Origin of the sequence: Rhodococcus sp. IEGM 1351, from assembly GCF_030056875.1 — a bacterium.
Classification (GTDB): domain Bacteria; phylum Actinomycetota; class Actinomycetes; order Mycobacteriales; family Mycobacteriaceae; genus Rhodococcus_F; species Rhodococcus_F opacus.
Window position 1 is genome coordinate 204672 of the sequence record NZ_JASHKU010000011.1, and the last position, 22544, is coordinate 227215.

The following is a 22544-nucleotide window of genomic DNA, read 5'->3' on the forward strand; positions in this document are numbered from 1 at the left end:
ATCGGACCGGCTGGAGCAGGTGATCACCGTGACCTCTACCGCGAAAACGTCGACGACCGGCGAGCGTGCCGATTTGCTGGAGTCGCTGGCGAAGCACCGCTACTTCCTCCGCTACACCGTCCGGGACCTCACCGACGAGCAGGCGGCCCAGCGCACGACGGCGAGCGAACTGTGCCTGGGCGGACTCGTCAAACACGTGTCGGACGTCGAACGGGTGTGGGCCGACTTCATCGTGCGCGGCACCGACGCCGTTCGGGGCGGTCCCGCGGACGGCACCGGCACCGACAATCGCGAGAAGGAGTTCACACTCCGCGACGACGAGACGCTGGCCGACGTCCTCGACCGGTACGCGAAGGTGGCGCACCGGACCGACGAGATCGTGGCCTCGCTGCCCGACCTCGACATCTCGCATCCGCTGCCGAAAGCGCCGTGGTTCGAACCGGGATCACGCTGGTCCGCCCGCCGTGTCCTGCTCCACATCATCGGCGAGACCGCCCAGCACGCCGGGCACGCCGACATCATCCGGGAGGCTCTCGACGGGTCGAAGTCGATGGGCTGAGTCAGCCGCGGGTGCGAGCCTCGATGAGGAAGCGGGTCGAGTGCGCCACGAACGGCCCCTCCGCCTCGATCAGCTCATGGAGCTCCCGCAGCCGCTCGAGGTACTGCTGGACGGTGAAGCCGGGCACCATCCAGATCACTTTGCGCAGGAAGTAGATGACGGCGCCGATGTCGAAGAACTCGATCCGCAGGGATTCGAAGCGGAGATCGACGACGTCGAGACCGGCGGCCTGCGCGTCCGCACTCTCGTCCTCGTAGTGGCGGCCGCGCCGCACCTTCTCCGGTTGCGGCCCCAGGAAGTACTCGACGAGTTCGAAGACACTCGCATGCCCGACGTGCTGCGAGAAGTACGTACCTCCGGGTTGCAGGACGCGGGCGATCTCGTCCCACCACACCGTGGCGGGGTGCCTGCTCGTCACCAGGTCGAAGGCGCCGTCGGCGAAGGGCAGCGGCGGCTCGTCCGCGTCGGCCACCACCACCGCACCGAGCGGGTGCAGCAGCGCCGTGGCCTTCGCGACATTGGGCGGCCACGATTCCGTCGCCACCATCACGGGAGGCATCTTCGCCGTACCGGCGAGGACCTCCCCGCCCCCGGTCTGGATGTCCAGGGCGGCATTCGCGGGCGCGAGCCGTTCACCCATCAGGCGCTGGTATCCCCACGACGGCCGCTGTTCGGTGGCCCGGCCGTCCAGCCAGGAGAAATCCCAGCCGTCCACCGACACGGATTCCGCCTCGGCCACCAGTTCCTCGAATGTGCGTCCCATGCCGGAAGCCTGACAGAAAATTCCGGGTCGATCGAGCGGATTACGTGGGGAAGCACCGGGCCGCCGGCGATGTTGACCCAGACATGACCGTCCCGGAACACCACACCCGAATCGCCGAGGAACGCGCCGACACAGAACGCCGGATCGCATCGCTGACCGGCCGTTTCACTGCGATCGTGGAGGGTTCGGAATTCACCACGGACGACGACGAACACGACCCCGAGGGTTCGACCATCGCGTTCGAGCGGGCCCAGGTGTCGGCGCTACTGGCCGACGCGCGGCGCGAGTTGGAGGATCTGGCGGCGGCGCAGCAGCGGCTCGACGACGGGACGTACGGCCTCTGCACGCGGTGCGGCCTGCCGATCGCCGACGTCCGGCTCGACGCGCTACCTGCCGCGCAGACGTGTATCGACTGCGCCGGTTAGCCGGTGTTACCGGACAGGAGGGCTCCCCATTCCCGGGTGGCCACGTCCCGTGCCCGTCGATGGTCGTCTGCGGCGGGGTGCACGCCGTCGGCGAGGTCGGCGAGGGCTTCCGCCAGATCACCGACATCGACCTGATGCCGCATGGAGGAATCGAGTAGTTCGTCGAAGGCCTGGTCCGCGCTGTACGAGCTACCGCGCGCGGTGGTCAGGATCTGTACTGCAGCGTCCAAAGCGGACAGGTGCCGTGTCGCGCGGGTGTCGCGGTGAGCTTCGATCGTCAATCTTCCGCCTCTGAGGTGTCGCCACTGGGCGTTGCCGGTCTCTTGTCACCACATCACATCACGATCGGGGCGTCCGTGTTGCCGAATCGAGACCGTGTCCGAAAGTTGTTTCTCGCCAGCAGGATACGAACGCCGGCAAGATACTTGTAACTCTCGTTACTACTTCAGGGTACTACCCGTCGGTAGGGGCGGACGGCGCCACATTTCTGAATGGCTCCAGAACAGCGGATCCAAACCGAACAGTTCGGCCATTCCGGAATACTGGTTTCCGGGTGGAGGTCTCCGCCCGACGCGATCGGACGGCCGTGCGCCGCGCAGTCCCTGTGGACCCGTGTGACCAGAACTGTTCAGAGTCGGGATGATTGACGTGAAGCTCGTCGTCGACCTCAATCGGTGCCAGGGTTACGCGCAGTGCGTGTTCCTCGCACCCGGCGTCTTCACCCTGCACGGAGAAGAGGCACTTCTCTACGACGCGGGCCCCACCGACGACGAACGCGACCATGTGGCGCAAGCCGCCGCCGCGTGCCCGGTGCATGCCATCACCACGGACATCCCCGCCCGACACGATGGGCAGTGACGTGCGGATCGTCATCGTCGGCGCGTCGCTCGCGGGCCTGCGCGCCGCGGAGGCACTGCGGGGGCAGGGCTTCGACGGTTCCCTCACCCTGATCGGCGACGAACCCTACGAGCCGTACGACAGGCCCCCGCTGTCGAAGGCAGTGCTCCTCGGAATCATGCCGCCCGACCACGCGGCGCTGCCCTTCCGCCCGGACCTCGACGCGCAGTGGCGGCTCGGTGTGCGGGCCACCCGTCTCGATCTGGAGAACAACCGGGTTGTTCTCAGCGACGGCGCCACCGTCGAGTTCGACAAGGTGCTGATCTCGACCGGCGTCCGCGCCAGGCCGTGGTCGAACTCGTCCGAGGCCGCACTCGACGGCGTCTTCACCATCCGAACCTGCGACGACTCACGCCGGCTGAACGAGCGACTGTTCGCCGGACCTCGTCATGTCCTGGTGATCGGGGCCGGGTTCACCGGCTCGGAGATCGCGTCGGTGTGCCGGGAGCGCGGGCTGTCCGTGACGGTCACCGAACGCGGCCCGGCACCGCTGGTCGGCGCGCTCGGCGGAGTGGTGGCGGCGGTCGCGGCCGACATGCAACGCGACCACGGCGTCGACCTGCGCACCGGGGTCACGGTGACCGGGCTCGACGGGGACGGCAACGGGCAGCTGTGCCGTGCGCATCTGTCGGACGGGACCACACTCGACGTCGATGTGGCGATCGTCGCGCAGGGCAGTATCCGCAACACCGACTGGCTGTTCGGCTCCGGTCTCGCCGCGGGACCCCGCGGGGTCACGTGCGACGCCGGTTGCCGGGCATTCGACATCAACGGCATCGTCACCGACAACGTGTTCGTCGCCGGTGACGTTGCGCGGCAACCACATCCGCTCTACGACTACCAGTTGCTGGCACTGGAGCACTGGGGCAACGCGATCGGTCAGGCCGAGGTGGCGGCGCACAACATGATCCACGACGGTCTCCGCCGGCGGCCGCACCTCGAGATTCCGGCGTTCTGGTCCAGCCAGTTCGGCGTCAACATCAAGTCCGTGGGTATCCCCACCTACTCCGATCAGGTGGTAATCACGCAGGGTTCCGTCGCCGACCGGCGATTCGTGGCGGCGTACGGCTTCCGCGGACGCGTCACGGCGGCTGTGGCATTCAACCAGGGTAAGTGGCTCGACTTCTACCGAGGCCTGATCGAGTCGGCGGCCGCATTCCCCCCGGACTTCGACGTCATGGACCGGGCGGAGCCGTTCGAGGTGCGTGCGTCGGAGTTGCCGGACCCGGCCGTTCTCAGCCACGGACCCACCGTCGCGGTGACCGGCCATCTGCCCACCGAACGTCGGGTCGAGTTCGTCTCGCTACCGAAGTAACAGGGAGAGTGTCCATGTCGCGTGCGCAGCTGTTCCAGCGGATCACCGACCAGGCGAGCCGGCCGAATCCGTATCCGCTGTACGAGGAACTTCGTGAGACCCGGGTGGCGCCGCAGGACAACGGCTCCTACCTCGTCGGACGGTACTACGACGTCATGGCGCTCCTGCACGACCCGCGGATCAGCTCCGACCTGCACAACCGTGGTCCGGGACTTCCCGGATCGGATCGTGCCGGCGACGGGCCGGAGTCGTTCCTCAAACTCGATCCGCCCGAGCACGATCGGTTACGGAGACTGACGACGCGACAGTTCGGCCCGCCGCACAGCCCCGACCGAATCGACTCCATGCGTGGCGAACTCGCCACACTCGTCACGAAACTGGTCGACGGGCTGGACGGTAAGGAGCGCATCGACATCGTCGACGACTTCGCCTACCCCTTCCCCGTCACCGTGATCTGCCGACTGCTCGGAGTACCCCACGAGGAGGAACCCAGGTTCCACGCCTGGGCCGACGCGTTGGTGGCAGCCATCGACCCGCGTCGCACCAGCGCCGACAACGAGCAGGCGAAGGTGGCGCAGAAGGCCCAGATGGAGATGGCCATGTTCATGGCCGGTCTCATCGAGGACCGTCGCCGCGATCCCGGTGACGACATGCTGTCGGGGCTGGCCAACGATTCGGGGCCCGACGGTCAGTTGAACACCGTCGAGTTGGTCACCAATTCCATCCTGCTGTTCATCGCCGGGCACGAAACCACCGTCAACCTCATCACCAACGGCATGCTGACCTTGCTGCGCAATCCCGACGTTCTCGAACGTCTTCGCGCCGAACCGCAGTTGATGCCGCAGGCCGTGGAGGAACTGCTCCGCTTCGAACCGCCCGTGCATCTCCTGGGTCAGCGAACGCCGATCGTGGACATCGAAATCGACGGTGTCACGGTCCCGAAGGGTTCGCCGCTCGTACTGGCATTGGCATCGGCCAATCGTGATCCCGAACGATTCGTCGACGCCGACAAGTTCGTCCCCGACCGCGCGGACAACCAGCACGTGGGTCTGGGCAGCGGCATCCACAGTTGCTTCGGCGCACCCCTCGCCCGCCTCGAGGGGCAGATGGCGCTCGCCGAACTCATCCGCCGCCTCCCCAATCCGCGCCTCGTCGAGGACCCGCCGCCCTACCGGCCCAACCCGGTGCTGCGAGGCCCGCGGCACCTGCTGGTGGACTGTGGGTGAGCTGCCGCCGCGCATCCCCGATCAACTCACCGGGGTGATGTCGGTGATTGATTCGCGGTCTTCGGGTGGGGTCGATGTGTGCTGGCGGGATCCATTCGGTCCGGCCCGCGTATGCGGAATGGTGGGGCGCAGACCTCGTCGCCCATCCGGCCGGACCGTCGTTGACCTGAGCATGGCAGGCGTCGCAAACCAGGGCGAGACCCTCGATGTCGGTGTGCCCACCCTTGTGCCAGTCCGTGACATGGTGAACCGCACACAGACTCGCCGGTGACGAGCACCCCGGCCGGGTGCAACCCCCATCTGCGGCGATCAGCGCGAGCCGTTGGTCGGCGTTGGCCAGACGACGTCGCCGACCAAGGTGCAGTGGACGACCCGCATGGTCGAATAGCGCGAGCACCGGATGCGCCTCCTCGGCCAATGCTAATGCGTCCGCGATCGGGAGCAACCCACCGGTGGCGGTCGTGGCCAGACCACCGACCGCCTGCTCCAGCTGCTCGAGTGTCATCGTGACGATCACCGTGGCAGGGAGGCCCCGGTGCCGGCCGAGCACCCCCGACTCGAGCAGCGCCCGGAACACTGTGCTGAACGCATCGTGATTGCGCTGCGCTGCGGTGCGGGTATCGCGGACGGCCGCCGCCGCCAACAGGTCACGATCGATCGACGGGTCTTCGCCGTCGCCGGCCGGCGAGGCGGGATCGTCCGGATTGTTCATTCCGGGCCGCGCCCATTTGGCGAGGATCGGATCGAGCATCGCCCGCGCTACGGGATCGAGCTCACCGGAGATTCTCGACATCAGCTCGGTGTCCTGCCGACCGATCGAGATGCCCCGTCGGCGTTTCCGGTCGCGGTCGTCGCCGAGGTTCCCGTCCGGATTCAGGTATGCCAGCAACCGGTGCCCGGCCTGCTCCACATCCTCCGGGGTTCCGCTTCTCGCCAAGTTCGCGAGCACGGCCTCGGCGTCGGCGACCGCGTCGTTGTCGACGGCGTGGGGAATCTTGCGCATCACCTTCGCAATCGCCCGCACATGATCCGTGCCGATGTCACCGTCGCTCTGTGCCGCAGCGGTTTCCGGCAAGACGGGTGGCATCGGTTCGCCGGCCATGGTGTGCCACACGCCCAGCTCGCGGGCAGCGGTGAGGCGGGCGGACGCGTCCGCGCCCGAGATCCGGAGTACGTCGATCAGGAGCTTCTTCGGCGACGAATACCCCAGACTTGCCGGGACCGAACGTTCCACGCTCTCCACGACCAAACGGTGTGAGACCGCCTCCGCGCGGCGAAGCCACTGCTCCACCCCGCGCATCACCTCGACGAGATCAGAGTCCGACAACTCGGCCAGCCCGGCATCGAGCAACCCGTCCACCGCGGCATCGAGCATCGACATATGCTCCGCCACCCGGCTACCCGCCGACCCTCCAGTCGAACTCATGTGCGAATACTACCGCGAGGGTCCGACACGTTTCGGAGGCGAAACCGAGCCTCCCCACCGGACCGATCAGACCCCGCGATCGCGCAGTGACTCGGACGGCGTCACGCCGTACTTGCGGCGGTAGGCGGCGGCGAATCTTCCGGTATGCATGATTCCCCAGCGTGTCGCGACTTCGGAAACGGTAGCGCAGGAGCCGATTCCGGTGAGGTCGGCGTGGACACGCTCGAGGCGCACGTCGACGAGGTACTCCATCGGAGTCATACCCACGTATTCGCGGAACCCCTGCTGCATGCGCCGGACGCTCACTCCGACGAGTTCAGCCATCTCCCCCGCGCTCCACGGGCGGGCCGGGTCCTGCTGGATCGCGTCGATGACTCGCTTGACGATGCGCGGCCGGATTCCCGCGGCACCTGCGTCGTCGTCCGGCATCGCGGTGAGCACGAGCGCAGTGGTCAACGCTCCGCACAGTTGTTGCGACACCTGATCGCTGTGTAGGAGAACGCTGTCGCGCAACGCCTGGTCGGCGATGGAGCGGACGAACCTCAGCCAGTCGGCGCCTGCGCCGGTGCGCAGGTCGAGTTGCCGCGGCAACTCCTGGCCGGGCCGTGCGAGCACGCGGTCCATTTCGCGCTGCAGGTAGTCTCGGTCCACCTTGAATCCGATGATCTCGCAGGAACTGCTCCAGTTGGTGATGACGGTGCGGGTGTCGGGCGGGCAGATGGTGGCCAGCCCAGGCGTCGAGGTCACTTCCGTCCCGCCGGTGACGGAGACGATGCGGCCGGCCAGGGGGATGTTGATGCCGTACGCACCGGGATGGTCGGACTCGATCGACACGGGCGCGCCGAAACCGATCCGGGCGAGCCTGGACGGGCCCATCTGCGAGGACTCCAGGGAAGACCGCGCAGCGGTGTCCCGTGACAGCGGACGCAGCTCGTGAGGGAAGTACGCGTCCGCGACCACCTCGTGAACCTCGTCCCAGTCGGTGAAACCGGGACCTTCCAACCGTCCTCGCATGCGTACGTCCAGACCTCTCACCTCGCGCCACGACCGCGCATGGGCAACTCCCGACCCTAGCATCGCCTGTGACTCACGTCACTGCAAGCGCCGGCGACTCACGTCCGGCAAACCCGTTTCGCGTTCCGGATCGCGCCTTCGCAATGCGGATCGACGGACTGTGACGCCCGTCATACGTTGTGCAGGTCCCCAATCGCAGGGGTAATCGCACGAATCGTGCAGAAAGGCGGTCAGGAGAAATGGACCAGCGCACTCTGCGTAACATTTTCGGCCAGTTCGCCAGTGGCGTCACCGTGATCACGTGCGCCAATGCCGCCGGTGAGCCGCACGGCGCGACCGTCACCGCCTTCACCGCCGTCTCGATAGAGCCGCGGCTGTGCCAGGTGACGTTGACCCGGAAGTCGAAGGCATGCAGCTACCTCGGTGATGCGCCGTTCGCGGTGAACATTCTGGCCGCCGATCAGCTCGACACGGCCATGCACTTCGCGGGCAAACCGCAACGGACGGAACCGGTGTGGGACTCCGCTGGCATCGCTCCCGCGCTGTCCGGCAACGCGGCCACGCTCACGTGCTCACCCTGGGCTTCCTACGACGGCGGTGACCACATCATCTTCATCGGCGAGATCGTCGACGCGACCGTCGACGCGACCAAGGACCCACTGCTGTTCTACCGCAGCACCTTCCACGACCTCGGTGCCACCTCGGGCACCACGGCGTGGAACGGCTGCCTCGACGACCCCCACAGCGGATGGTTCGATGCCGCCGCGTCGTTTACTCCGCTCCACCTGCAGCTCGCTCAGGCTGCCTCGTAATCCTGACCGAAAGGGAACACCATGACCACCACCGAAGCTGCCCCCGATACCGACGTCGACCGCACGAAGGTCAATGTCGGCGCCGACTGTGAAGCGAACCGGACCGCGAACTTCGCCACCCGTCCGATGACCGGTGACGAGTACATCGAGTCGCTGCGCGACGACCGCGAGATCTACCTGCACGGCGAGCGTGTCAAGGATGTCACGACGCATCCGGCGTTCCGTAACCCGATCCGGATGACCGCCCGCCTCTACGACGCGATGCATACCGGCGAGCACGTCGACACTCTGACCACACCGACGGACACCGGCAGCGGGGGTGTGACGATGCCGTTCTTCCGGGCGCCGAAGAACTCCGACGATCTGCTGAAGGATCGTGACGCGATCGCCACCTGGGCGCGGATGACGTACGGCTGGATGGGCCGTAGCCCCGATTACAAGGCGTCGTTCCTCGGCACCCTGCACGCGAACAAGGAGCTGTACTCGCCGTTCCAGGACAACGCCGAGCGCTGGTACAAGGAATCGCAGGAAAAGGTCCTGTACTGGAACCACGCGATCATCAACCCGCCGGTGGACCGGCAGCTCCCGCCCGACGAGGTCGGGGATGTGTTCATGAAGGTGGAGAAGGAAACCGACGCCGGCCTGATCGTCTCCGGCGCCAAGGTCGTGGCCACCGGCTCGGCGATCACCAACTACAACTTCATCGCCCACTACGGTCTGCCGATCAAGAAGAAGCAATTCGCGCTGATCTGCACCGTCCCGATGGACGCGCCGGGTGTGAAGCTGATCTGCCGCACCTCCTACACCCAGCAGGCCGCGGTGATGGGCTCCCCGTTCGACTACCCCCTGTCGTCGCGGATGGACGAGAACGACACAATCTTCGTCTTCGACAAGGTGCTGGTGCCGTGGGAAAACGTGTTCATGTACGGCGACGTGGACAAGATCAACGCGTTCTTCCCGCAATCCGGATTCCTGCCGCGTTTCACCCTGCAGGGCTGCACCCGCCTGGCCGTGAAGCTGGACTTCATCGCCGGCATGTTGATGAAGGCCCTCGACGCCACCGGAGCCGGCGGGTTCCGTGGGGTGCAGACCCGCGTCGGTGAGGTCATCGGCTGGCGGAACCTGTTCTGGTCGTTGACCGAATCGATGGTCCGCGACCCGGAACCGTGGGTGGGCGACACCGTCATCCCGAAGCTCGAGTACGGGCTGACGTACCGGATGTTCATGCAGCAGGGCTACCCGCGGATCAAGGAGATCATCGAACAGGACGTCGCGTCCGGGCTGATCTACCTGCCGTCCTCGTCCGCCGACTTCAAGAGCCCCGACGTCCGACCGTACCTGGACAAGTACGTCCGCGGTTCGGAGGGGATGACCGCGGTCGAACGCGTCAAGATCATGAAGGCGCTGTGGGATTCGATCGGCAGCGAGTTCGGTGGCCGCCACGAGTTGTACGAACGGAACTACGCCGGCAACCACGAGGGCGTGAAGGCGGAACTGCTGATGTTCGCCGAGAACCGGGGCACGGTCAGCTCGATGAAGGGTCTGGCCGAGCAGTGCCTGGCCGAGTACGACCTCGACGGGTGGACCGTGCCCGACCTGATCGGCAACGACGACGTGTCCTACTTCGGCCGCAGCTAATCGCGCAGACCAGGAGAAACATGACCACCATCGACAGCCCTACCGCGGTCGGCTCCGGCAACGCCGCCACCGACAAGTTCAAGGGCGCAAGGTTCACCGCCGACACGTCCCCGGAACGCCTGTCCGCGATCGCCACCGAGGCGCTCGCCGGGCTGAGCGCCCTGATCCACAAGCACGCCGTCACCTACCCGGAGTACCGGGTCCTCAAGCAGTGGCTCATCGATGTCGGTGAGGGCGGCGAGTGGCCGCTGCTGCTCGACGTGTTCGTCGAGCACGACATCGAGGAGGTGAACTCCACCAGGTTCCGGGGCACCAAGGGCAGCATCGAGGGACCGTACTACGTGCCCGGGGCACCGGAACTGCCCGCGCGGTGCACCCTGCCGATGCGCGACGAGGACCGGGCCCACCCCGCGCTTGTCCTCCGCGGCCGGGTGACCGACCTCGACGGGGCCGGCCTCGGCGGCGCCACCATCGAGTTGTGGCACGCCGACGACGAGGGCTACTACTCGCAGTTCGCGCCGCACCTACCGGAATGGAACCTGCGCGGCACCATCGTCACCGACCCGGAGGGGCGGTACGAGATCACCACCATCGAGCCTGCCCCGTACCAGATCCCGACCGACGGCCCGACCGGTCAGTTCATCGAGGGGGCCGGCTGGCACCCGTGGCGTCCCGCGCACCTGCACCTGCGGGTGACGTCCCCGGGCAAGCAGCCGATCATCACCCAACTGTACTTCGCCGGCGGCGACTGGATCGACGACGACGTCGCCACCGCAACGAAACCCGAACTCCTCCTCGATCCGCAACTCGACGACGCCGGGCGTAAGGTTGTCAGCTACGACTTCGCGCTCGATCCCGCCGCGGACTGAGACACCCACCCTCCCCCGGGCGACGCGAAAGATCGTGTCGCCCGGGGGATCGACGTTTGTGGAGGAATCATCATGCCGAGCACATCACCGGCGCGGACAACGGAATTCGTGCACACCGCGACGGCCGTGATCGAGGTCGTCGTCGAGGGCAGCGGTCCGTCGGTGATCCTGCTGCCTTCGCTCGGGCGCGAGTCGTACGACTACGACGACGTCGCGAGTGGACTCGCGCAGAACGGCTTCCGGGTCTCCCGACCCCAGCCGCGTGGCATCGGCCGGAGCACGGGACCATTGGAGAACATCACGTTGCACGACCTGGCCGCCGACATCGGAGCGGTGATCGAGGACCAGGACAACGGTGCGGCCGTCGTTCTCGGTCATGCCTTCGGGCACTACGTCGCCCGGATGCTCGCCGCCGACCGGCCCGACCTGGTGCGCGGCGTCGTCGTGGCTGCGGCGGGCGCCCGCAACTACCCGGCCGCACTGACGGCGCTGGCGGTCAAATGCTCCGATTCCTCACTGCCCGACGAAGAGCGGATCGGCTACCTGCAGATCGGATTCTTCGCCCCCGGCAACGATCCGAGGGAGTGGCTCACCGGTTGGTATCCGGAGGTGTCGAAGCGGCAGCTCGCCGCCTCGTCCGCCACACCCAAGGAGGAGTGGTGGGATGTCGCGCACCAGCCGATCCTGGATCTGCAGTCCGCTCTCGATCCGTTCCGCCCGCGTGAGACGGAGAACGAATTGCGGGATCGGTTCGGCGAATTGGTTACCGTGACCGTCGTGCCGAACGCGAGCCATGCGCTGATGCCGGAAGCGCCCGCACAGGTTGTGCGGGCGCTCACCGACTGGATTCGGGCTCTCGACAGCTGAGCTGTCAGACCCTTTCGAAGATGGCGGTCAGCCCCTGGCCACCGCCGATGCACATAGTCTCCAGGCCGTAACGGACTCCGCGACGGTCCATCTCGCGCAGCAGTGTGGTGAGGATCCGCACTCCCGTCGCGCCGACGGGGTGCCCGAGCGAGATTCCCGAGCCGTTGACATTGGTGCGGTCGAAATCCTGTGCACCGAAGTTCCATTCGCGCGTGACAGCCAGCGCCTGTGCGGCAAAGGCCTCGTTCAGTTCGATGAGGTCGATGTCGGCGAGGGTCAGCCCGGCGCGTTTCAGGGCCCGTTCGGTGGACGGCACCGGTCCGATGCCCATCTCGGACGGCTCCACCCCCGCGACCGCCCAGGTGACCAGGCGTGCGAGGGGCCGGAGCCCCAGACGCTCCGCCTCCGCCCGGGTGGTGACGAGGCATGCTGCCGCACCGTCGTTCTGCCCGCTGGCGTTGCCGGCGGTGACGGTCGCGTCGGGGTCGGTGGCGCCCATGATGGGCCGCAACCGAGCGAGCGACTCGATTGTCGTGTCGGCACGGGGGTGCTCGTCCCGATCGACGACCTGCGGATCGCCCTTCCGGACGGGAACTTCCACCGGCACGATCTCCTCGGCAAACTTTCCCGAGTCGATCGCGGCGACCGCCCGCCGGTGGGAACTCACCGCGAGCTCGTCCTGCTCGAGGCGGCTGATGTCGTACTTGCGGCGCAGGTTCTCCGCCGTCTCGAGCATGCCGCCCGGCACCGGATAGTTGCGTCCGCCTGCGGTGACACGACCGCGGGCGAGCCTGTCGAGGAGCGCTGCCGGCGCACCTTTGGCTCCCCAGCGCATCGACTCCGTGTAGTACTCGGCGCGGCTCATCGATTCCACGCCGCCGGCGATCACCAGCTCGGCGATCCCCGTCTGCACCCGCATCGCCGCGTCGAGCACGGCCTGCAGACCGGATCCGCAACGACGGTCGAGTTGCTGACCGGGAACCGTCACCGGCATTCCCGCGTCCAGGGCCACGACGCGGCCGATGGCAGGCGCCTCACCGTTCGGGTAGCACTGACCGAAGATCACGTCGTCGACGCGGCCCGGATCCACCTTCGTCCGCGTGAGCAGTTCGGACACCACCCGAGCGCCGAGGTCGGCGGCGGGCGCGTCCTTGAACTGCCCGCCGTATCGGCCGACGGGGGTGCGCAGGGGCTCGCAGACGACGACGTCGTCCGCCTGGGCATTCGTACTTTCAGGCACTGCGGAAATCCCTTTCGTGATCGGTCCAGCGCTGCGCCCATTCACGCAGTTCGACCGCTCGGATCTTGGCTCCGTTGCCGCCCACGGTGGTCGGCATTTCCTCGATCACGTGCACCGCGGCGGGAACCTTGAACGCCGCCAGCGACTCTGCGCACCAGGCCCTGAGCTCGGCGGCGCCGGCCGACGTGTCTTCGGTGGGAACGACGAACGCCACGGCCTCGGTGTATCCGCCGGTGCCGGTGATGCCCACGACCTTCGTCAGGTGGACGGCGTCGTGTTCCGCCAGCCGGTGCTCGATCTCGGCGGGGTCCACCAGGAACCCGCGTAGCCGGAGCACGTCCCCCATTCGGCATACATACGTATAGCCTCCGTCGCCGGTCGCGACGGCGAGGTCGCCGCTGCGGAACCACCCGTCCCTCGTGAACGCCCGTGCGGCCGCATCCGGATTGCCGAGGTAGGCGTCGACGACGTTCGGTCCGCGCACCTGAAGCTCACCCTGCTCACCGTCCGGAAGGACCGAGTCGTCGAGCGGGTCGACGATGCGAACCTCGATGCCGGATTCGACCGGGCGCCCACCGCCGTTCCAGCGCAGGGATTCGGGGTCCGCGGCATCCCACAGCAGCATCAGGGCGAACACCTCGGACGACCCGAAGACGCCCGTGGTGACGGCACCGAACTCGTCACGCACCCACGCGGCCACCTCGTGCGAGCGGCCGAGGAAGTCGGCGATGCCGAGGCGCTTCAACGACGACAGGTCGGCACGGTTACCCGCGTGCCACGTGTCGTGGAGCCGGGTGAAGAGATCGTCGCCGCCGACGACGTGCGTGACCTTCAGCGACTCCATCCGGGCCAGCGTGACCGCGGCGTCGAAGACGGGCTCCATCAGCAGCGTGCCGCCGCCTGCGAGAGTGGCCAGGGCGGTGCTGTATCCGAACACCCCCGACACCGGCAGCACGCACAGGGTGACGTCTCCCGGTTCGACGGCAAGGACGACGGCGTCGGCTCGCGCGTGCCGGACCACCGCCGATTCGCGATGGGCTGCGAGTTTGGGAACACCGGTGGATCCGGATGTCGTGAACGCGACCGCGAGCACGTCGTCCGGGGCAGCCCGCTCACCCGCAGCGGTGATGGTCGCCATGTCGGGTGTCACCGGCACCTGGACGGTGCCGGTGTCCGCGCTGCCCGCTGTCCAGGCGCCACCGCCGAGGTCGAATCGCGCCGGGTCGGGGGCGTCGCCCGTCGTTCCGGGACCGCGCACGACGGCGACTGCCGGCGCCGGGAGGTCGAGGGAGTGCTGTGCCTCTCCGAGTCGTCCGAACAGGTCGAGACCGTGGAAGTGATCGGCCACGGCGACCACCGCGGGGCGCGCCGAGGTGAGGATGTGTGCGATCTCGTGGGTGTTGTACCGGGTGTTGACGCCGATGACGTGTGCACCCACGGCGGACGCGGCGAGTTGCCAGACGATCGCGTCCGACCAGTTCGGCAGCAGGACGGCCACACACTGGCCGCGCCGGACGCCGACGCGCAGGAGTTCCGACTTCAGGCCGTCGACGCGGGCTCGGAGTTCGCTGCGGCTGGTGACGATCGGCTCGCCGTCGACGACGTCGAGGGCGGCAGCGGCACCCGGGTCGGCGGTCACGAGTTCGTCGAGCAGCGAGGCGAGTGTGTCACGACGCGTCGCCGTGTCGTGCGCCGTCACGAGAGCACCACCGCCGCACGCAGATCGGTCAACCACTCGTCCGCCATCGAGGCGAAATCGTCGATCTCCTCCATGGGGTAGTGGCCGATGCCCTCGAGCAGAGTGAACGACGCAAGTCCGGGACGGGCGGCGTCGAGTGCCGACACGGTTTGCTCGACGCGTCCGGCGTCGATCCACGGATCCTGCGCTCCGGCGACGAGTCTGAGAGGACAGGTGATCTCGGCGATCCGGTCGCGCACGTCGTGCGTGCCCCAGCCGATCAGGTCGGAGGACGAGATCTCCGGGTCCTCACGCTTGTGCATCGTGGCGATCAGGTGCGCCTTCGCCTCGGGCACGGTATGTCCGACGGAGGCGAGCGTGCCCAGGTAGGTGCGGTCGGCGCGGCTGGGCCCGGCGACATCCTCGAGTTCGCGGCGCAGCCCACCCACGTTGACGCGGCCGGGACCGGCCTCCGCTGCCATCGCAATCGCTCCGGCCAGCGGCCTCGACGACCGCGTGGCGAGCTCGAGTGTCAGCTTGCCACCGATGGAACACCCGACGACGAAGGGCCGTTCGACGGCGAGTGCGTCGAGGACCTTCCCGAGCCAGTCTCCGAACGTGACGATGCTGGTGACGGGACCGTCGACCGCGGGCTCGGAACGTCCGTGCCCCGGAAGGTCGGGGACGATCACCCGGTAGCCCCGGCTTGCCAGTTCGGACGCGACGCGCCGCCACTGGACTCCGCTCTGGCCTGCGGTGTGCAGGCACAGAACTGTGGGCGCCTCGGTGTCCGGCTGATTGTCGGGGGTGATGATCTCGACGAAGCCGAGCGCTCCGTCGATCTCCAGGTATCGGGCCTCGATCATGGCCGGGCCTCCCTTCCGCACGTGAGTGGCAAAGAGTGCCCCGACACGCTTTGCCACTCACGTGCGGCGCTGCGGGCATGGGCGATGATGATGTCGAGTGGTTTGGTCAGGCGCAGGTACTCGTACCCGTCACCGCTGGAGGAGAATTCACCACTGATGGCGCGGCGCATGAAATCGTTCCGTTCGGCGAACACGAGGTCGACCCAGGTGACAGCCGGGGCGATGAGCGTGAACGTGGCCCCACCCGGGACGCGGCGGGCGACGTCGATGATCGTTCCGCGGTAGATCCGCAGCTGCAGTTCGCGGGCCCGGCCCGAGGAGTCGGTGCAACGCAGACCCACGGTGCCATCCCACGTCGACAGTGAGGACGCGAAGGCTGTATCGGTGGAGAGAGATTCGCGGAGACGCTCTCCCCAGGCCGGTGTGCAGAAGTCGACACCGGGATCGAATCGCACCTCGGACGGTTCGGGCGAACGCCACGTCTCGATTCCCTCCTCGCGAATCGACCCGGCCTCGTCGACGAGCCGCACGTGGCGATCGAACTCGGCTCCGGTCTCGGACTGTTCGACGCGCGTGACGACGGACTCGACGTAGACGACGTCGTCGCCCGCCACCGCGTACTGCGAATTCCATTGCAGTCCGGTGCGTGTGGCACCGGACGTCGTCGCCGGAGCGAGTACTCCCGCCACGACGATTCCCGTCAACGACGCCTCCGGCCATGACAGTCCGAGTTCGGAGACTCGCCGGGCGTCGCTCACAGTGCGATCGCCGACGGCGATGCTCGTGGTGAGTGTGCTCATTCGCCCGCCCTTCCCAGGAGTTCGTCGGAGATGATCCGCATCTGGATCTCGCTGGTGCCCTCGAAGATCTTCGTCAACCGCGCATCGCGCCAATGCCGTTCGACCTGGAAGTCGGTGGTGTACCCGGCGCCGCCGTGAATCTGCACCGCCTCACTCGTGACCCGCTCGGCCATCTCCGTCGCCACCAACTTGCACATCGACGCCTCCAGCGAACACCGCCGGCCGGTGTCGATATCGGTGGCCACCGAGTACATCAATTGCCGGGCGGCCTCGATGTCGGCGGCCATCGTCGCGACCTTGAACCGCAGATGCTGAAAATCGGCCAACTCGTGCCCGAACTGCCTGCGGGTGTGCAGATACGCGATCGAATCCTCCAACGCGCCCCGCGCCAGACCGATCGCGCGGGCCGCGGTATGCGCCCGCCCCACCTCGAGACCGGACACCGCCAAGTAGAAGCCCTTGCCCTCCTCACCGAGCATGGACGTGGCGGGCACCCGGAAATTGTCGAACGAGAGCTCCCACGTGCTCCACCCGAAATATCCGATCTTGCGGATCTTCGTCCCGCTGATCCCTTCGGGGAACCCGCCGCGCTGCTTCTCGATCAGGAACGCGCTGATCCCGCGGTGCGGTTTCGCCGGATCTTTGTTCGGATCGGTGCGCGCGAACAGCACCAGGTAGTCGGCCTCGTCGGCGTACGTGCACCACATCTTGGTGCCGCTGATCACCCAATCGTGGCCGTCGCGGGTCGCGCGGCACGAAATGTTCGCCACATCTGATCCGGCCTCGGCCTCCGACAGGGCGTACGCGCCGAGGTACTCACCGCGGGCGACCTTCGGCAGCAGCGCCGCCTCCTGCTCCGGGGTGAATCCACCGCCCATCCCGTTACCGCGGGCCAGCAGCCCCGACACGCTCATCCACGCGCGGGACAACTCCTCCGCGACCAGGCAGTACTCGAACACTCCGAGACCGAGGCCGCCGTGTTCCTCGGGGATCATGATCCCGAAGAACCCGACCTCGGCCATCGCCTTCTTCAACGTGTCGGGGATGGTGCCCTGCACCGGGTCGAGTTCGTTCGCGACCGGGAGCACCTGCTTCATCGCGAAATCGCGTGCCAGGTCGCGGATCGCCACTCGGTCCTCGGTCAGATACCGCGGTGAGTCGGTACGCGGCTGTGACGGCCGGTGAGTCATGGACACTCCTCATCCACTCGAACTACGGGGCGCGTGACTCGGGAGAACTCGCGGTTCCACACTCGGATCACATTAACGCTTGTTCACCCAGTACAGCACGGACGGGAACGCACCGTCAATGCCGAATCTCCCCGATTCAGGCGGGACGGTATCCGACCAGGTTGAGCGCATAGACGCCGTACGAGTCCGCGACCGCCTGCGCGGACAACGGTCCGTCCGGGCGGTACCAGAGCGCGATTCCCGCGCACATGGTGAGCACCGCGGTCACCGCCTGGTGAACATGGGGGACGTCGAAGTCGCCGCCGGCCACCCCCGCCTCCGCGATGGTGACGAACAAATGCTCCTGCGCGTCGCGCGAGCCCACGACCCGTTTGCGGTCCACCTCGTCGAGGTACCGCAGTTCGGTGTTCGCCACCAGGCAGGCTTGCTGGTTGCGGGCGGTGTACAGCGAATGCGCGACCACCGCAGCCGTCCACTGCTCCGCCGGTGCGGACCCTGCCCTCCGCAGTGCGGTCCGGGTGGCGGTGAACTGCTCGTCACTGGCCGACCGCAGAATCTCGACCAGGAGCTCGTCCTTGTTCTCGAAGTGGTTGTACACGTTGGCGGCGCTGCAGCCAGCACGTTTGGCGATGGTGCGCATGGTCGCCGCGTGAAAGCCGGCGGTATAGAACTCCTCCAGCGCCGCGTCCAGGATCCGCTGCCGGACGGAGGGAATCACTGCACCGCTTGACCGAGTGTTCATCCCTCGGAGGGTAGGTGCCACGCGAGGCGCGGGCAATACAACCTGAAGAAAATGCAGCTCACCACGCATCACGCACGGCGGACAGGGCGAGCGGCGCACGGTGTTGACCGACGGTAGCGCGTCCGTTATGGTCCAGATCACGTGAACGATTGTTAATTACCGGTTCGCGCATTCCGCTCCTCACACCGTGGAGGTATGCCACCTTGAGCACCCTCGAAGAACGAATCCGCCGCCTCGAAGACCTGGAGGCCATCCGGTACCTCGACGCGCAGTACTGCCGCCATCTCGACGACGGCAACTGGGACGCCCTGATGGATCTGTTCACCGACGACGGCGAATTCGACGGGCTGTCCAACCCGAAGGGCAAGAGCGAGATGCGGGCGTTCTTCGCCGGCCTCGCACCCGGCGGGCTCACCGCGTTCTGGCACTTCATCACCAACCTGGAGATCGACCTCGACGGCGATCGCGCCACCGTCCGCTCGTTCCTGTGGCAGCCCTGCGTGTCCGACGGCAACGCCTCGATCGCCGCCGGCCGCTACACGGACGAGGCCGTCAAAGTCGACGGCCGCTGGCTGTACCGCGTCAAGCAGGTGCGCTTCCACTACTTCGGTCCGCTCACGGAGGGCTGGGACGAGAACCAGTTCGCGCTCGACTCGGCGCGACGTGCGGCGGTGAACGCGTGACCACCGAGTCCCCCGCCACCGCGGCGAGCGCAGCCGTCTGGTCACCGATCCTCGCATTGCCGGAGTTCGTCGAACTGCGGCGACGACGCCGGGCCGTCACCACCGGACTCGGCCTGATCGCGATCGCACTGTTCTCGGGGTTTCTCGTCGGATTCGCCTTCTTCCCCGAATCCCTCGGCGACAACACGGCATTCGGCATTCCACTGTCTCTGTGGGTGGTGTTCTCCCAGTTCGCCGGCACCTGGGTGCTCGTGTACGCGTACTTCCGCCTCTCCCGTACCTTCATCCAACCCGCCGCCGATGCCGCCGTCCGGGCCATCGCGCAACGTGATCAGGAGCGTGCCTCATGACCGGCGACGCCGATTTCCTCGCCATCGGCATCTGTGCCGCCGTCATCTCGCTCACGCTGTGGGTGACGTTCGCCGCATCGCGCCGAAGCCGTAGCGCCACCGGATTCTTCGCTGCGGGACGCTCGATCACCGGCTGGCAGAACGGTTTCGCGATCGCCGGCGAATTCATCTCCGCGGGCAGTTTCCTGGGCACCACGGGCTTGATCTTCTACAAGGGCGTCGACGGCGCCGTCATTCTGTGCACGTCGGTGGTCTCCTTCCTCCCCGTCCTCTTCCTCCTCGCCGAGAAGATGCGGAACGTCGGAAAGTTCACGCTCGCCGATGTTCTGGTGTTCCGGACCGGCGCACGTCGCGTCCGGGTGGTGGTTGCACTCAGCACCATCGTCACCGGCACGTTCGTGCTGCTCGCCCAACTCGTGGCGGCCGGCGTACTGCTCGAGTCCGTCTCGGGGATCCCGTTCGGCCTGTCCGTCGTGGTCGCCGGATCACTCATGGGCATCTACGTCTTCGTCGGCGGAATGCTGGCGACCACGTGGGTTCAAGTGATCAAGTCGTCCATCCTGTCGATCCTGGCGATCGTGGTGTGCCTCGGGATCCTCGCGAAGTTCGGCTTCAGCGTCCCCGGCATGCTCGGGGCGGCAACCTCGAACGCCGCGGCCGGAGATGCCATCCTCTCGCCGGGCCTGATCTTCGGGCAGACCGGTGCGATCAACCTGATCTCGTACTCCCTGGCGTTCGCGCTCGGCACGGCCGGCATGGCCCACATCCTGATTCGCTTCTTCACCGTCCCCGAGGCTGCGACGGCACGAAAGTCGCTCGGCTGGACCGTCGCGCTGTGCAGCATCTTCTATCTGATCGTCATCGTGATGGGCTTCGGCACCGCCGCGCTTCTCGGTCCCGACGGGGCGGATCGGGTCGGCGCCGGCGGCAATCTCGCGGCACCCACGCTGGTCACGGAACTCGGCGGAGGCGTCGGCACCATCGGTGGTTCGATCGCGCTGGCCATGGTGGCAGCCGTCGCGTTCGCGAGCATCGTCGCCGTCGTCGCGGGCGTCGTGATCTCGGCTGCGGGAACGTTCGCCCACGACGTGTGGCCCACCCTCACCCGCCGGAAGTCCGCCGATGCCGGCACGGAGACGGCGGATGCCCGCGAGGCGAAGGTCGCCCGGTACGCGGCGGTCGCGTTCAGCGTCGTCGCGATCGGACTGACGATGGCGATCGGCGACACCACCAACATCACCTACTTCATGGGTATGGCCTTCATGGTCGCAGGCAGTGCGCACCTGCCCAGCCTGTTGCTCAGTCTCAACTGGCGGCGGTTCAACAGCACAGGCGCCGTGTGGGGCATCTCGGTGGGATTGGCATCCACCGTGGTCAGCCTGATGTTCACGGAGGCGCTCTGGCTGGGTAGTGGTCCGGCGCCGCTGACCATTCAGTTGCCGGTGATCATCACGATGCCGCTCGGGCTGGCCGCCGCCGTGATCGGCTCCCTCGCCGCCGAACGCCTTCACGGACGTTCGGCGGATCGAGACGAGAAGTTCGCCGAGATGCTGGTGCGCGCCGAGACCGGTATCGGCGCGGAACTCGCCGAAACGCACTAGGTTTCACGCTCGGCCGATGCCCTCGCCGTGACGGCGGGGGCATCGCCCGTGCCGTGTGTCCGCCGCAACCCTGGACAGCGCACTGTACCAATTGGTACAGTCTGTACCGATAGGTACAACACCTCCCGGAGGAGCGCTCACCATGTCCGTTCGCCCACCCGTACCCCCGTTCACACTCGACACCGCGATCGCGAAGGTCCGCGCCGCCGAGGACGGCTGGAATTCCCGTGATCCCGAGAAGGTCGCGCAGGCTTACACCGAGGACAGTTGGTGGCGCAATCGGTCCACCTTTCTGCAGGGGCGCCGCGAGATCGTCGACTTCCTCGCCGGGAAGTGGGACCGCGAACTGGAATACCGTCTGATCAAGGAACTGTGGGCGCACGACGGGAACCGGATCGCGGTCCGGTTCGCGTACGAGTTTCACAACACCGACGGGCAGTGGTTCCGCGCGTACGGCAACGAGAACTGGCAGTTCGACGACAACGGTCTGATGCGGTGGCGTCACGCCAGCATCAACGACGTGCCGATCGACGAATCCGACCGCAAGTTCTTCTGGGACATGTCCGGCGTGCGACCGTCGGATCATCCCGGGCTGAGCGATCTCGGCCTCTGACCGGCACACGAGGAGTAGTCATGCCCCGAGCAGTAGCCGAGCGCGGCGACGTCGTCCCCGTGCTGGCGGAGGTGTTCCGATCCCACGGGTTCGACGGCGCGAGCCTGGCCGTCATCACCGAGCACACCGGACTCGGCAAAGGCAGCCTGTACAACTTCTTCCCTCGCGGCAAGGACGAGATGGCCGAGGCGGTCCTCGACGAGGTCGACGCCTGGTTCCAGACCGCCGTGCACCTGCCGCTGCGCGGGTCCGAGCCCGCCACTGCCCGTCTGGAGCGGATGTTCGAGGAGGTCGAGACGTACTTCCGGTCGGGACGCCGAATCTGCCTGTTCGGGGCGTTCGCGCTCGGCCTCGAACGTGACCGCTTCGCGGACCGGGTGCGCGCCTACTTCACCGACTGGGTCGATTCGCTCGCCGGCGCTCTCGCCGACGCCGGCCACGGCAGGCAGTCGCGGCCGCTCGCCGAGGAGGTCGTCGCGGGAATCCAGGGCGCGCTCGTCCTCGCGCGTGCCCTGGACGACCCCGACAGTTTCACGCGCATCCTCACCCGGCTACGCCGCTCGGTCGGGGATCCGACGACATCGCGCGCGTAGGATTCGAATCGTCGACTCGAGAAGTGAGGCAGCCGTGATTTTCATCGTCGTCAACTTCACCGTGAAACCGGACCACGCGGACGGCTGGCTCGACCTGGTGCAGCCGTTCACCGACGCGACCCGGAACGAACCGGGCAACCTGTGGTTCTACTGGTCGCGGGCGGTGGAGGATCCGAACTTGTACGTCCTCGTCGAGGCGTTCCGTGACGACGACGCCGCCGTCGCCCACGTGCAGAGCGAGCATTTCCAAAACGCCATGCGCGAGTTGAAACCCGCCCTCGCACAGACACCGCGGATCATCAACACCACGATCGACGGCACCGAGTGGTCGCTGATGGGTGAACTCGAAGTCGACTGACCCCGTCCGGCTTCACCCT

25 protein-coding genes are annotated in these 22544 nt (G+C 67.1%); 15 read left to right on the top strand and 10 right to left on the bottom strand.

Annotated elements, in window-relative coordinates; all coding sequences use genetic code 11:
* The first annotated feature begins 19 nt into the window (after positions 1–19).
* Entirely contained in the window at positions 20–559 is a 540-nt protein-coding gene (locus tag QM806_RS20870; RefSeq protein WP_005259007.1) for a DinB family protein, read from the top strand.
* 1 nt (position 560) lies between these two features.
* Here the strand turns inward: QM806_RS20870 and QM806_RS20875 are convergent, their stop codons facing one another.
* Positions 561–1322 carry a class I SAM-dependent methyltransferase gene (locus tag QM806_RS20875; RefSeq protein ID WP_133985175.1) on the bottom strand — a complete coding sequence of 254 codons (762 nt, stop codon included), beginning with the start codon at positions 1320–1322 and terminating at the stop codon, positions 561–563.
* An 83-nt stretch (positions 1323–1405) separates the two neighbouring features.
* Here QM806_RS20875 and QM806_RS20880 point away from each other — a divergent pair, with 83 nt between their 5' ends.
* Positions 1406–1747 carry a TraR/DksA family transcriptional regulator gene (locus tag QM806_RS20880; protein ID WP_005259009.1) on the top strand — a complete coding sequence of 114 codons (342 nt, stop codon included), beginning with the start codon at positions 1406–1408 and terminating at the stop codon, positions 1745–1747.
* Here QM806_RS20880 and QM806_RS20885 read toward each other — a convergent pair.
* The gene (locus QM806_RS20885) at positions 1744–2028 is read right to left on the bottom strand and encodes an ANTAR domain-containing protein (RefSeq protein WP_005259010.1); all 285 of its coding nucleotides are present in this window, start codon (positions 2026–2028) and stop codon (positions 1744–1746) included. The genes QM806_RS20880 and QM806_RS20885 overlap by 4 nt on opposite strands.
* Before the next feature lie 358 nt (positions 2029–2386).
* Here QM806_RS20885 and QM806_RS20890 point away from each other — a divergent pair, with 358 nt between their 5' ends.
* Genes QM806_RS20890 through QM806_RS20900 form a run of 3 tightly spaced genes read left to right on the top strand, consistent with a single transcriptional unit; the run spans position 2387 to position 5185 of the window.
* Entirely contained in the window at positions 2387–2605 is a 219-nt protein-coding gene (locus QM806_RS20890) for a ferredoxin (RefSeq protein WP_005572322.1), read from the top strand.
* Positions 2595–3959, top strand: a complete 1365-nt coding sequence (locus QM806_RS20895; RefSeq protein ID WP_349307605.1) for an NAD(P)/FAD-dependent oxidoreductase — start codon at positions 2595–2597, stop codon at positions 3957–3959. The genes QM806_RS20890 and QM806_RS20895 overlap by 11 nt, the downstream gene beginning before the upstream one ends.
* Positions 3960–3973: 14 nt before the next feature.
* A complete protein-coding gene (locus tag QM806_RS20900) occupies positions 3974–5185 on the top strand; it encodes a cytochrome P450 (RefSeq protein ID WP_120660394.1) in 1212 nt (403 codons plus the stop codon).
* On the opposite strand, the gene QM806_RS20905 is transcribed toward QM806_RS20900, so the two are convergent.
* Positions 5082–6611, bottom strand: coding sequence for an HNH endonuclease signature motif containing protein (locus tag QM806_RS20905; protein ID WP_283292690.1), 1530 nt, complete (start codon positions 6609–6611; stop codon positions 5082–5084). The genes QM806_RS20900 and QM806_RS20905 overlap by 104 nt on opposite strands.
* Positions 6612–6677: 66 nt before the next feature.
* Entirely contained in the window at positions 6678–7625 is a 948-nt protein-coding gene (locus tag QM806_RS20910) for an AraC family transcriptional regulator (protein WP_120660393.1), read from the bottom strand.
* A gap of 239 nt (positions 7626–7864) precedes the next feature.
* Between QM806_RS20910 and QM806_RS20915 the strand changes: the two genes are divergently transcribed.
* From QM806_RS20915 to QM806_RS20930, 4 genes are all read left to right on the top strand, one after another.
* Complete coding sequence (locus QM806_RS20915) at positions 7865–8437, top strand: flavin reductase family protein (protein ID WP_005566286.1); 573 nt, start codon at positions 7865–7867, stop codon at positions 8435–8437.
* 21 nt (positions 8438–8458) lie between these two features.
* Complete coding sequence (locus QM806_RS20920; protein ID WP_283292694.1) at positions 8459–10075, top strand: 4-hydroxyphenylacetate 3-hydroxylase family protein; 1617 nt, start codon at positions 8459–8461, stop codon at positions 10073–10075.
* A gap of 20 nt (positions 10076–10095) precedes the next feature.
* Complete coding sequence (catA, locus tag QM806_RS20925) at positions 10096–10944, top strand: catechol 1,2-dioxygenase (RefSeq protein ID WP_005251124.1); 849 nt, start codon at positions 10096–10098, stop codon at positions 10942–10944.
* A 72-nt stretch (positions 10945–11016) separates the two neighbouring features.
* Positions 11017–11811, top strand: a complete 795-nt coding sequence (locus tag QM806_RS20930; protein WP_283292696.1) for an alpha/beta fold hydrolase — start codon at positions 11017–11019, stop codon at positions 11809–11811.
* A 4-nt stretch (positions 11812–11815) separates the two neighbouring features.
* Here QM806_RS20930 and QM806_RS20935 read toward each other — a convergent pair whose 3' ends face one another.
* The 6 genes from QM806_RS20935 to QM806_RS20960 all read right to left on the bottom strand — a co-directional run bounded on the left by QM806_RS20935 (position 11816) and on the right by QM806_RS20960 (position 18327).
* Entirely contained in the window at positions 11816–13051 is a 1236-nt protein-coding gene (locus tag QM806_RS20935) for an acetyl-CoA C-acetyltransferase (protein WP_265146396.1), read from the bottom strand.
* Complete coding sequence (locus tag QM806_RS20940) at positions 13044–14750, bottom strand: AMP-binding protein (RefSeq protein WP_043789621.1); 1707 nt, start codon at positions 14748–14750, stop codon at positions 13044–13046. The genes QM806_RS20935 and QM806_RS20940 overlap by 8 nt, the downstream gene beginning before the upstream one ends.
* The gene (locus tag QM806_RS20945; protein WP_043789624.1) at positions 14747–15595 is read right to left on the bottom strand and encodes an alpha/beta fold hydrolase; all 849 of its coding nucleotides are present in this window, start codon (positions 15593–15595) and stop codon (positions 14747–14749) included. Before QM806_RS20945 ends, QM806_RS20940 begins: the two co-directional genes overlap by 4 nt.
* Entirely contained in the window at positions 15592–16395 is an 804-nt protein-coding gene (locus tag QM806_RS20950; protein WP_054246567.1) for a hypothetical protein, read from the bottom strand. Before QM806_RS20950 ends, QM806_RS20945 begins: the two co-directional genes overlap by 4 nt.
* A complete protein-coding gene (locus QM806_RS20955; RefSeq protein WP_005566299.1) occupies positions 16392–17585 on the bottom strand; it encodes an acyl-CoA dehydrogenase family protein in 1194 nt (397 codons plus the stop codon). Before QM806_RS20955 ends, QM806_RS20950 begins: the two co-directional genes overlap by 4 nt.
* A gap of 136 nt (positions 17586–17721) precedes the next feature.
* Entirely contained in the window at positions 17722–18327 is a 606-nt protein-coding gene (locus QM806_RS20960; protein ID WP_050998621.1) for a TetR/AcrR family transcriptional regulator, read from the bottom strand.
* A gap of 203 nt (positions 18328–18530) precedes the next feature.
* On the opposite strand from QM806_RS20960, the gene QM806_RS20965 reads away from it, so the two are divergent.
* The 6 genes from QM806_RS20965 (at position 18531) to QM806_RS20990 (ending at position 22525) form a co-directional block, all read left to right on the top strand.
* Entirely contained in the window at positions 18531–19010 is a 480-nt protein-coding gene (locus QM806_RS20965; RefSeq protein WP_005259034.1) for a nuclear transport factor 2 family protein, read from the top strand.
* On the top strand, positions 19007–19360 hold the full coding sequence (locus QM806_RS20970; RefSeq protein WP_005566301.1) for a DUF485 domain-containing protein: 354 nt from the start codon (positions 19007–19009) through the stop codon (positions 19358–19360). The genes QM806_RS20965 and QM806_RS20970 overlap by 4 nt, the downstream gene beginning before the upstream one ends.
* Positions 19357–20961, top strand: coding sequence for a solute symporter family protein (locus QM806_RS20975; protein ID WP_054246566.1), 1605 nt, complete (start codon positions 19357–19359; stop codon positions 20959–20961). Before QM806_RS20970 ends, QM806_RS20975 begins: the two co-directional genes overlap by 4 nt.
* Before the next feature lie 142 nt (positions 20962–21103).
* Positions 21104–21574, top strand: a complete 471-nt coding sequence (locus QM806_RS20980) for a nuclear transport factor 2 family protein (RefSeq protein WP_005566305.1) — start codon at positions 21104–21106, stop codon at positions 21572–21574.
* 20 nt (positions 21575–21594) lie between these two features.
* The gene (locus tag QM806_RS20985; RefSeq protein ID WP_054246565.1) at positions 21595–22167 is read left to right on the top strand and encodes an LmrA/YxaF family transcription factor; all 573 of its coding nucleotides are present in this window, start codon (positions 21595–21597) and stop codon (positions 22165–22167) included.
* Positions 22168–22201: 34 nt separating this feature from the next.
* A complete protein-coding gene (locus QM806_RS20990; protein WP_005259041.1) occupies positions 22202–22525 on the top strand; it encodes a putative quinol monooxygenase in 324 nt (107 codons plus the stop codon).
* Positions 22526–22544 lie beyond the last annotated feature (19 nt).

What these genes read in the sequence shown, in the direction of transcription:
- QM806_RS20900 (WP_120660394.1), top strand. Translation starts at nt 3,974, where the DNA reads ATGTCGCGTGCGCAGCTGTTCCAGCGGATCACCGACCAGGCGAGCCGG.
- QM806_RS20895 (WP_349307605.1), top strand. Translation starts at nt 2,595, where the DNA reads ATGGGCAGTGACGTGCGGATCGTCATCGTCGGCGCGTCGCTCGCGGGC.
- QM806_RS20960 (WP_050998621.1), bottom strand. Translation starts at nt 18,327, where the DNA reads ATGAACACTCGGTCAAGCGGTGCAGTGATTCCCTCCGTCCGGCAGCGG.
- QM806_RS20975 (WP_054246566.1), top strand. Translation starts at nt 19,357, where the DNA reads ATGACCGGCGACGCCGATTTCCTCGCCATCGGCATCTGTGCCGCCGTC.
- QM806_RS20890 (WP_005572322.1), top strand. Translation starts at nt 2,387, where the DNA reads ATGATTGACGTGAAGCTCGTCGTCGACCTCAATCGGTGCCAGGGTTAC.
- QM806_RS20930 (WP_283292696.1), top strand. Translation starts at nt 11,017, where the DNA reads ATGCCGAGCACATCACCGGCGCGGACAACGGAATTCGTGCACACCGCG.
- catA (WP_005251124.1), top strand. Translation starts at nt 10,096, where the DNA reads ATGACCACCATCGACAGCCCTACCGCGGTCGGCTCCGGCAACGCCGCC.
- QM806_RS20985 (WP_054246565.1), top strand. Translation starts at nt 21,595, where the DNA reads ATGCCCCGAGCAGTAGCCGAGCGCGGCGACGTCGTCCCCGTGCTGGCG.
- QM806_RS20880 (WP_005259009.1), top strand. Translation starts at nt 1,406, where the DNA reads ATGACCGTCCCGGAACACCACACCCGAATCGCCGAGGAACGCGCCGAC.
- QM806_RS20905 (WP_283292690.1), bottom strand. Translation starts at nt 6,611, where the DNA reads ATGAGTTCGACTGGAGGGTCGGCGGGTAGCCGGGTGGCGGAGCATATG.
- QM806_RS20915 (WP_005566286.1), top strand. Translation starts at nt 7,865, where the DNA reads ATGGACCAGCGCACTCTGCGTAACATTTTCGGCCAGTTCGCCAGTGGC.
- QM806_RS20910 (WP_120660393.1), bottom strand. Translation starts at nt 7,625, where the DNA reads ATGCGAGGACGGTTGGAAGGTCCCGGTTTCACCGACTGGGACGAGGTT.
- QM806_RS20920 (WP_283292694.1), top strand. Translation starts at nt 8,459, where the DNA reads ATGACCACCACCGAAGCTGCCCCCGATACCGACGTCGACCGCACGAAG.
- QM806_RS20980 (WP_005566305.1), top strand. Translation starts at nt 21,104, where the DNA reads ATGTCCGTTCGCCCACCCGTACCCCCGTTCACACTCGACACCGCGATC.
- QM806_RS20950 (WP_054246567.1), bottom strand. Translation starts at nt 16,395, where the DNA reads ATGAGCACACTCACCACGAGCATCGCCGTCGGCGATCGCACTGTGAGC.
- QM806_RS20955 (WP_005566299.1), bottom strand. Translation starts at nt 17,585, where the DNA reads ATGACTCACCGGCCGTCACAGCCGCGTACCGACTCACCGCGGTATCTG.
- QM806_RS20875 (WP_133985175.1), bottom strand. Translation starts at nt 1,322, where the DNA reads ATGGGACGCACATTCGAGGAACTGGTGGCCGAGGCGGAATCCGTGTCG.
- QM806_RS20945 (WP_043789624.1), bottom strand. Translation starts at nt 15,595, where the DNA reads ATGATCGAGGCCCGATACCTGGAGATCGACGGAGCGCTCGGCTTCGTC.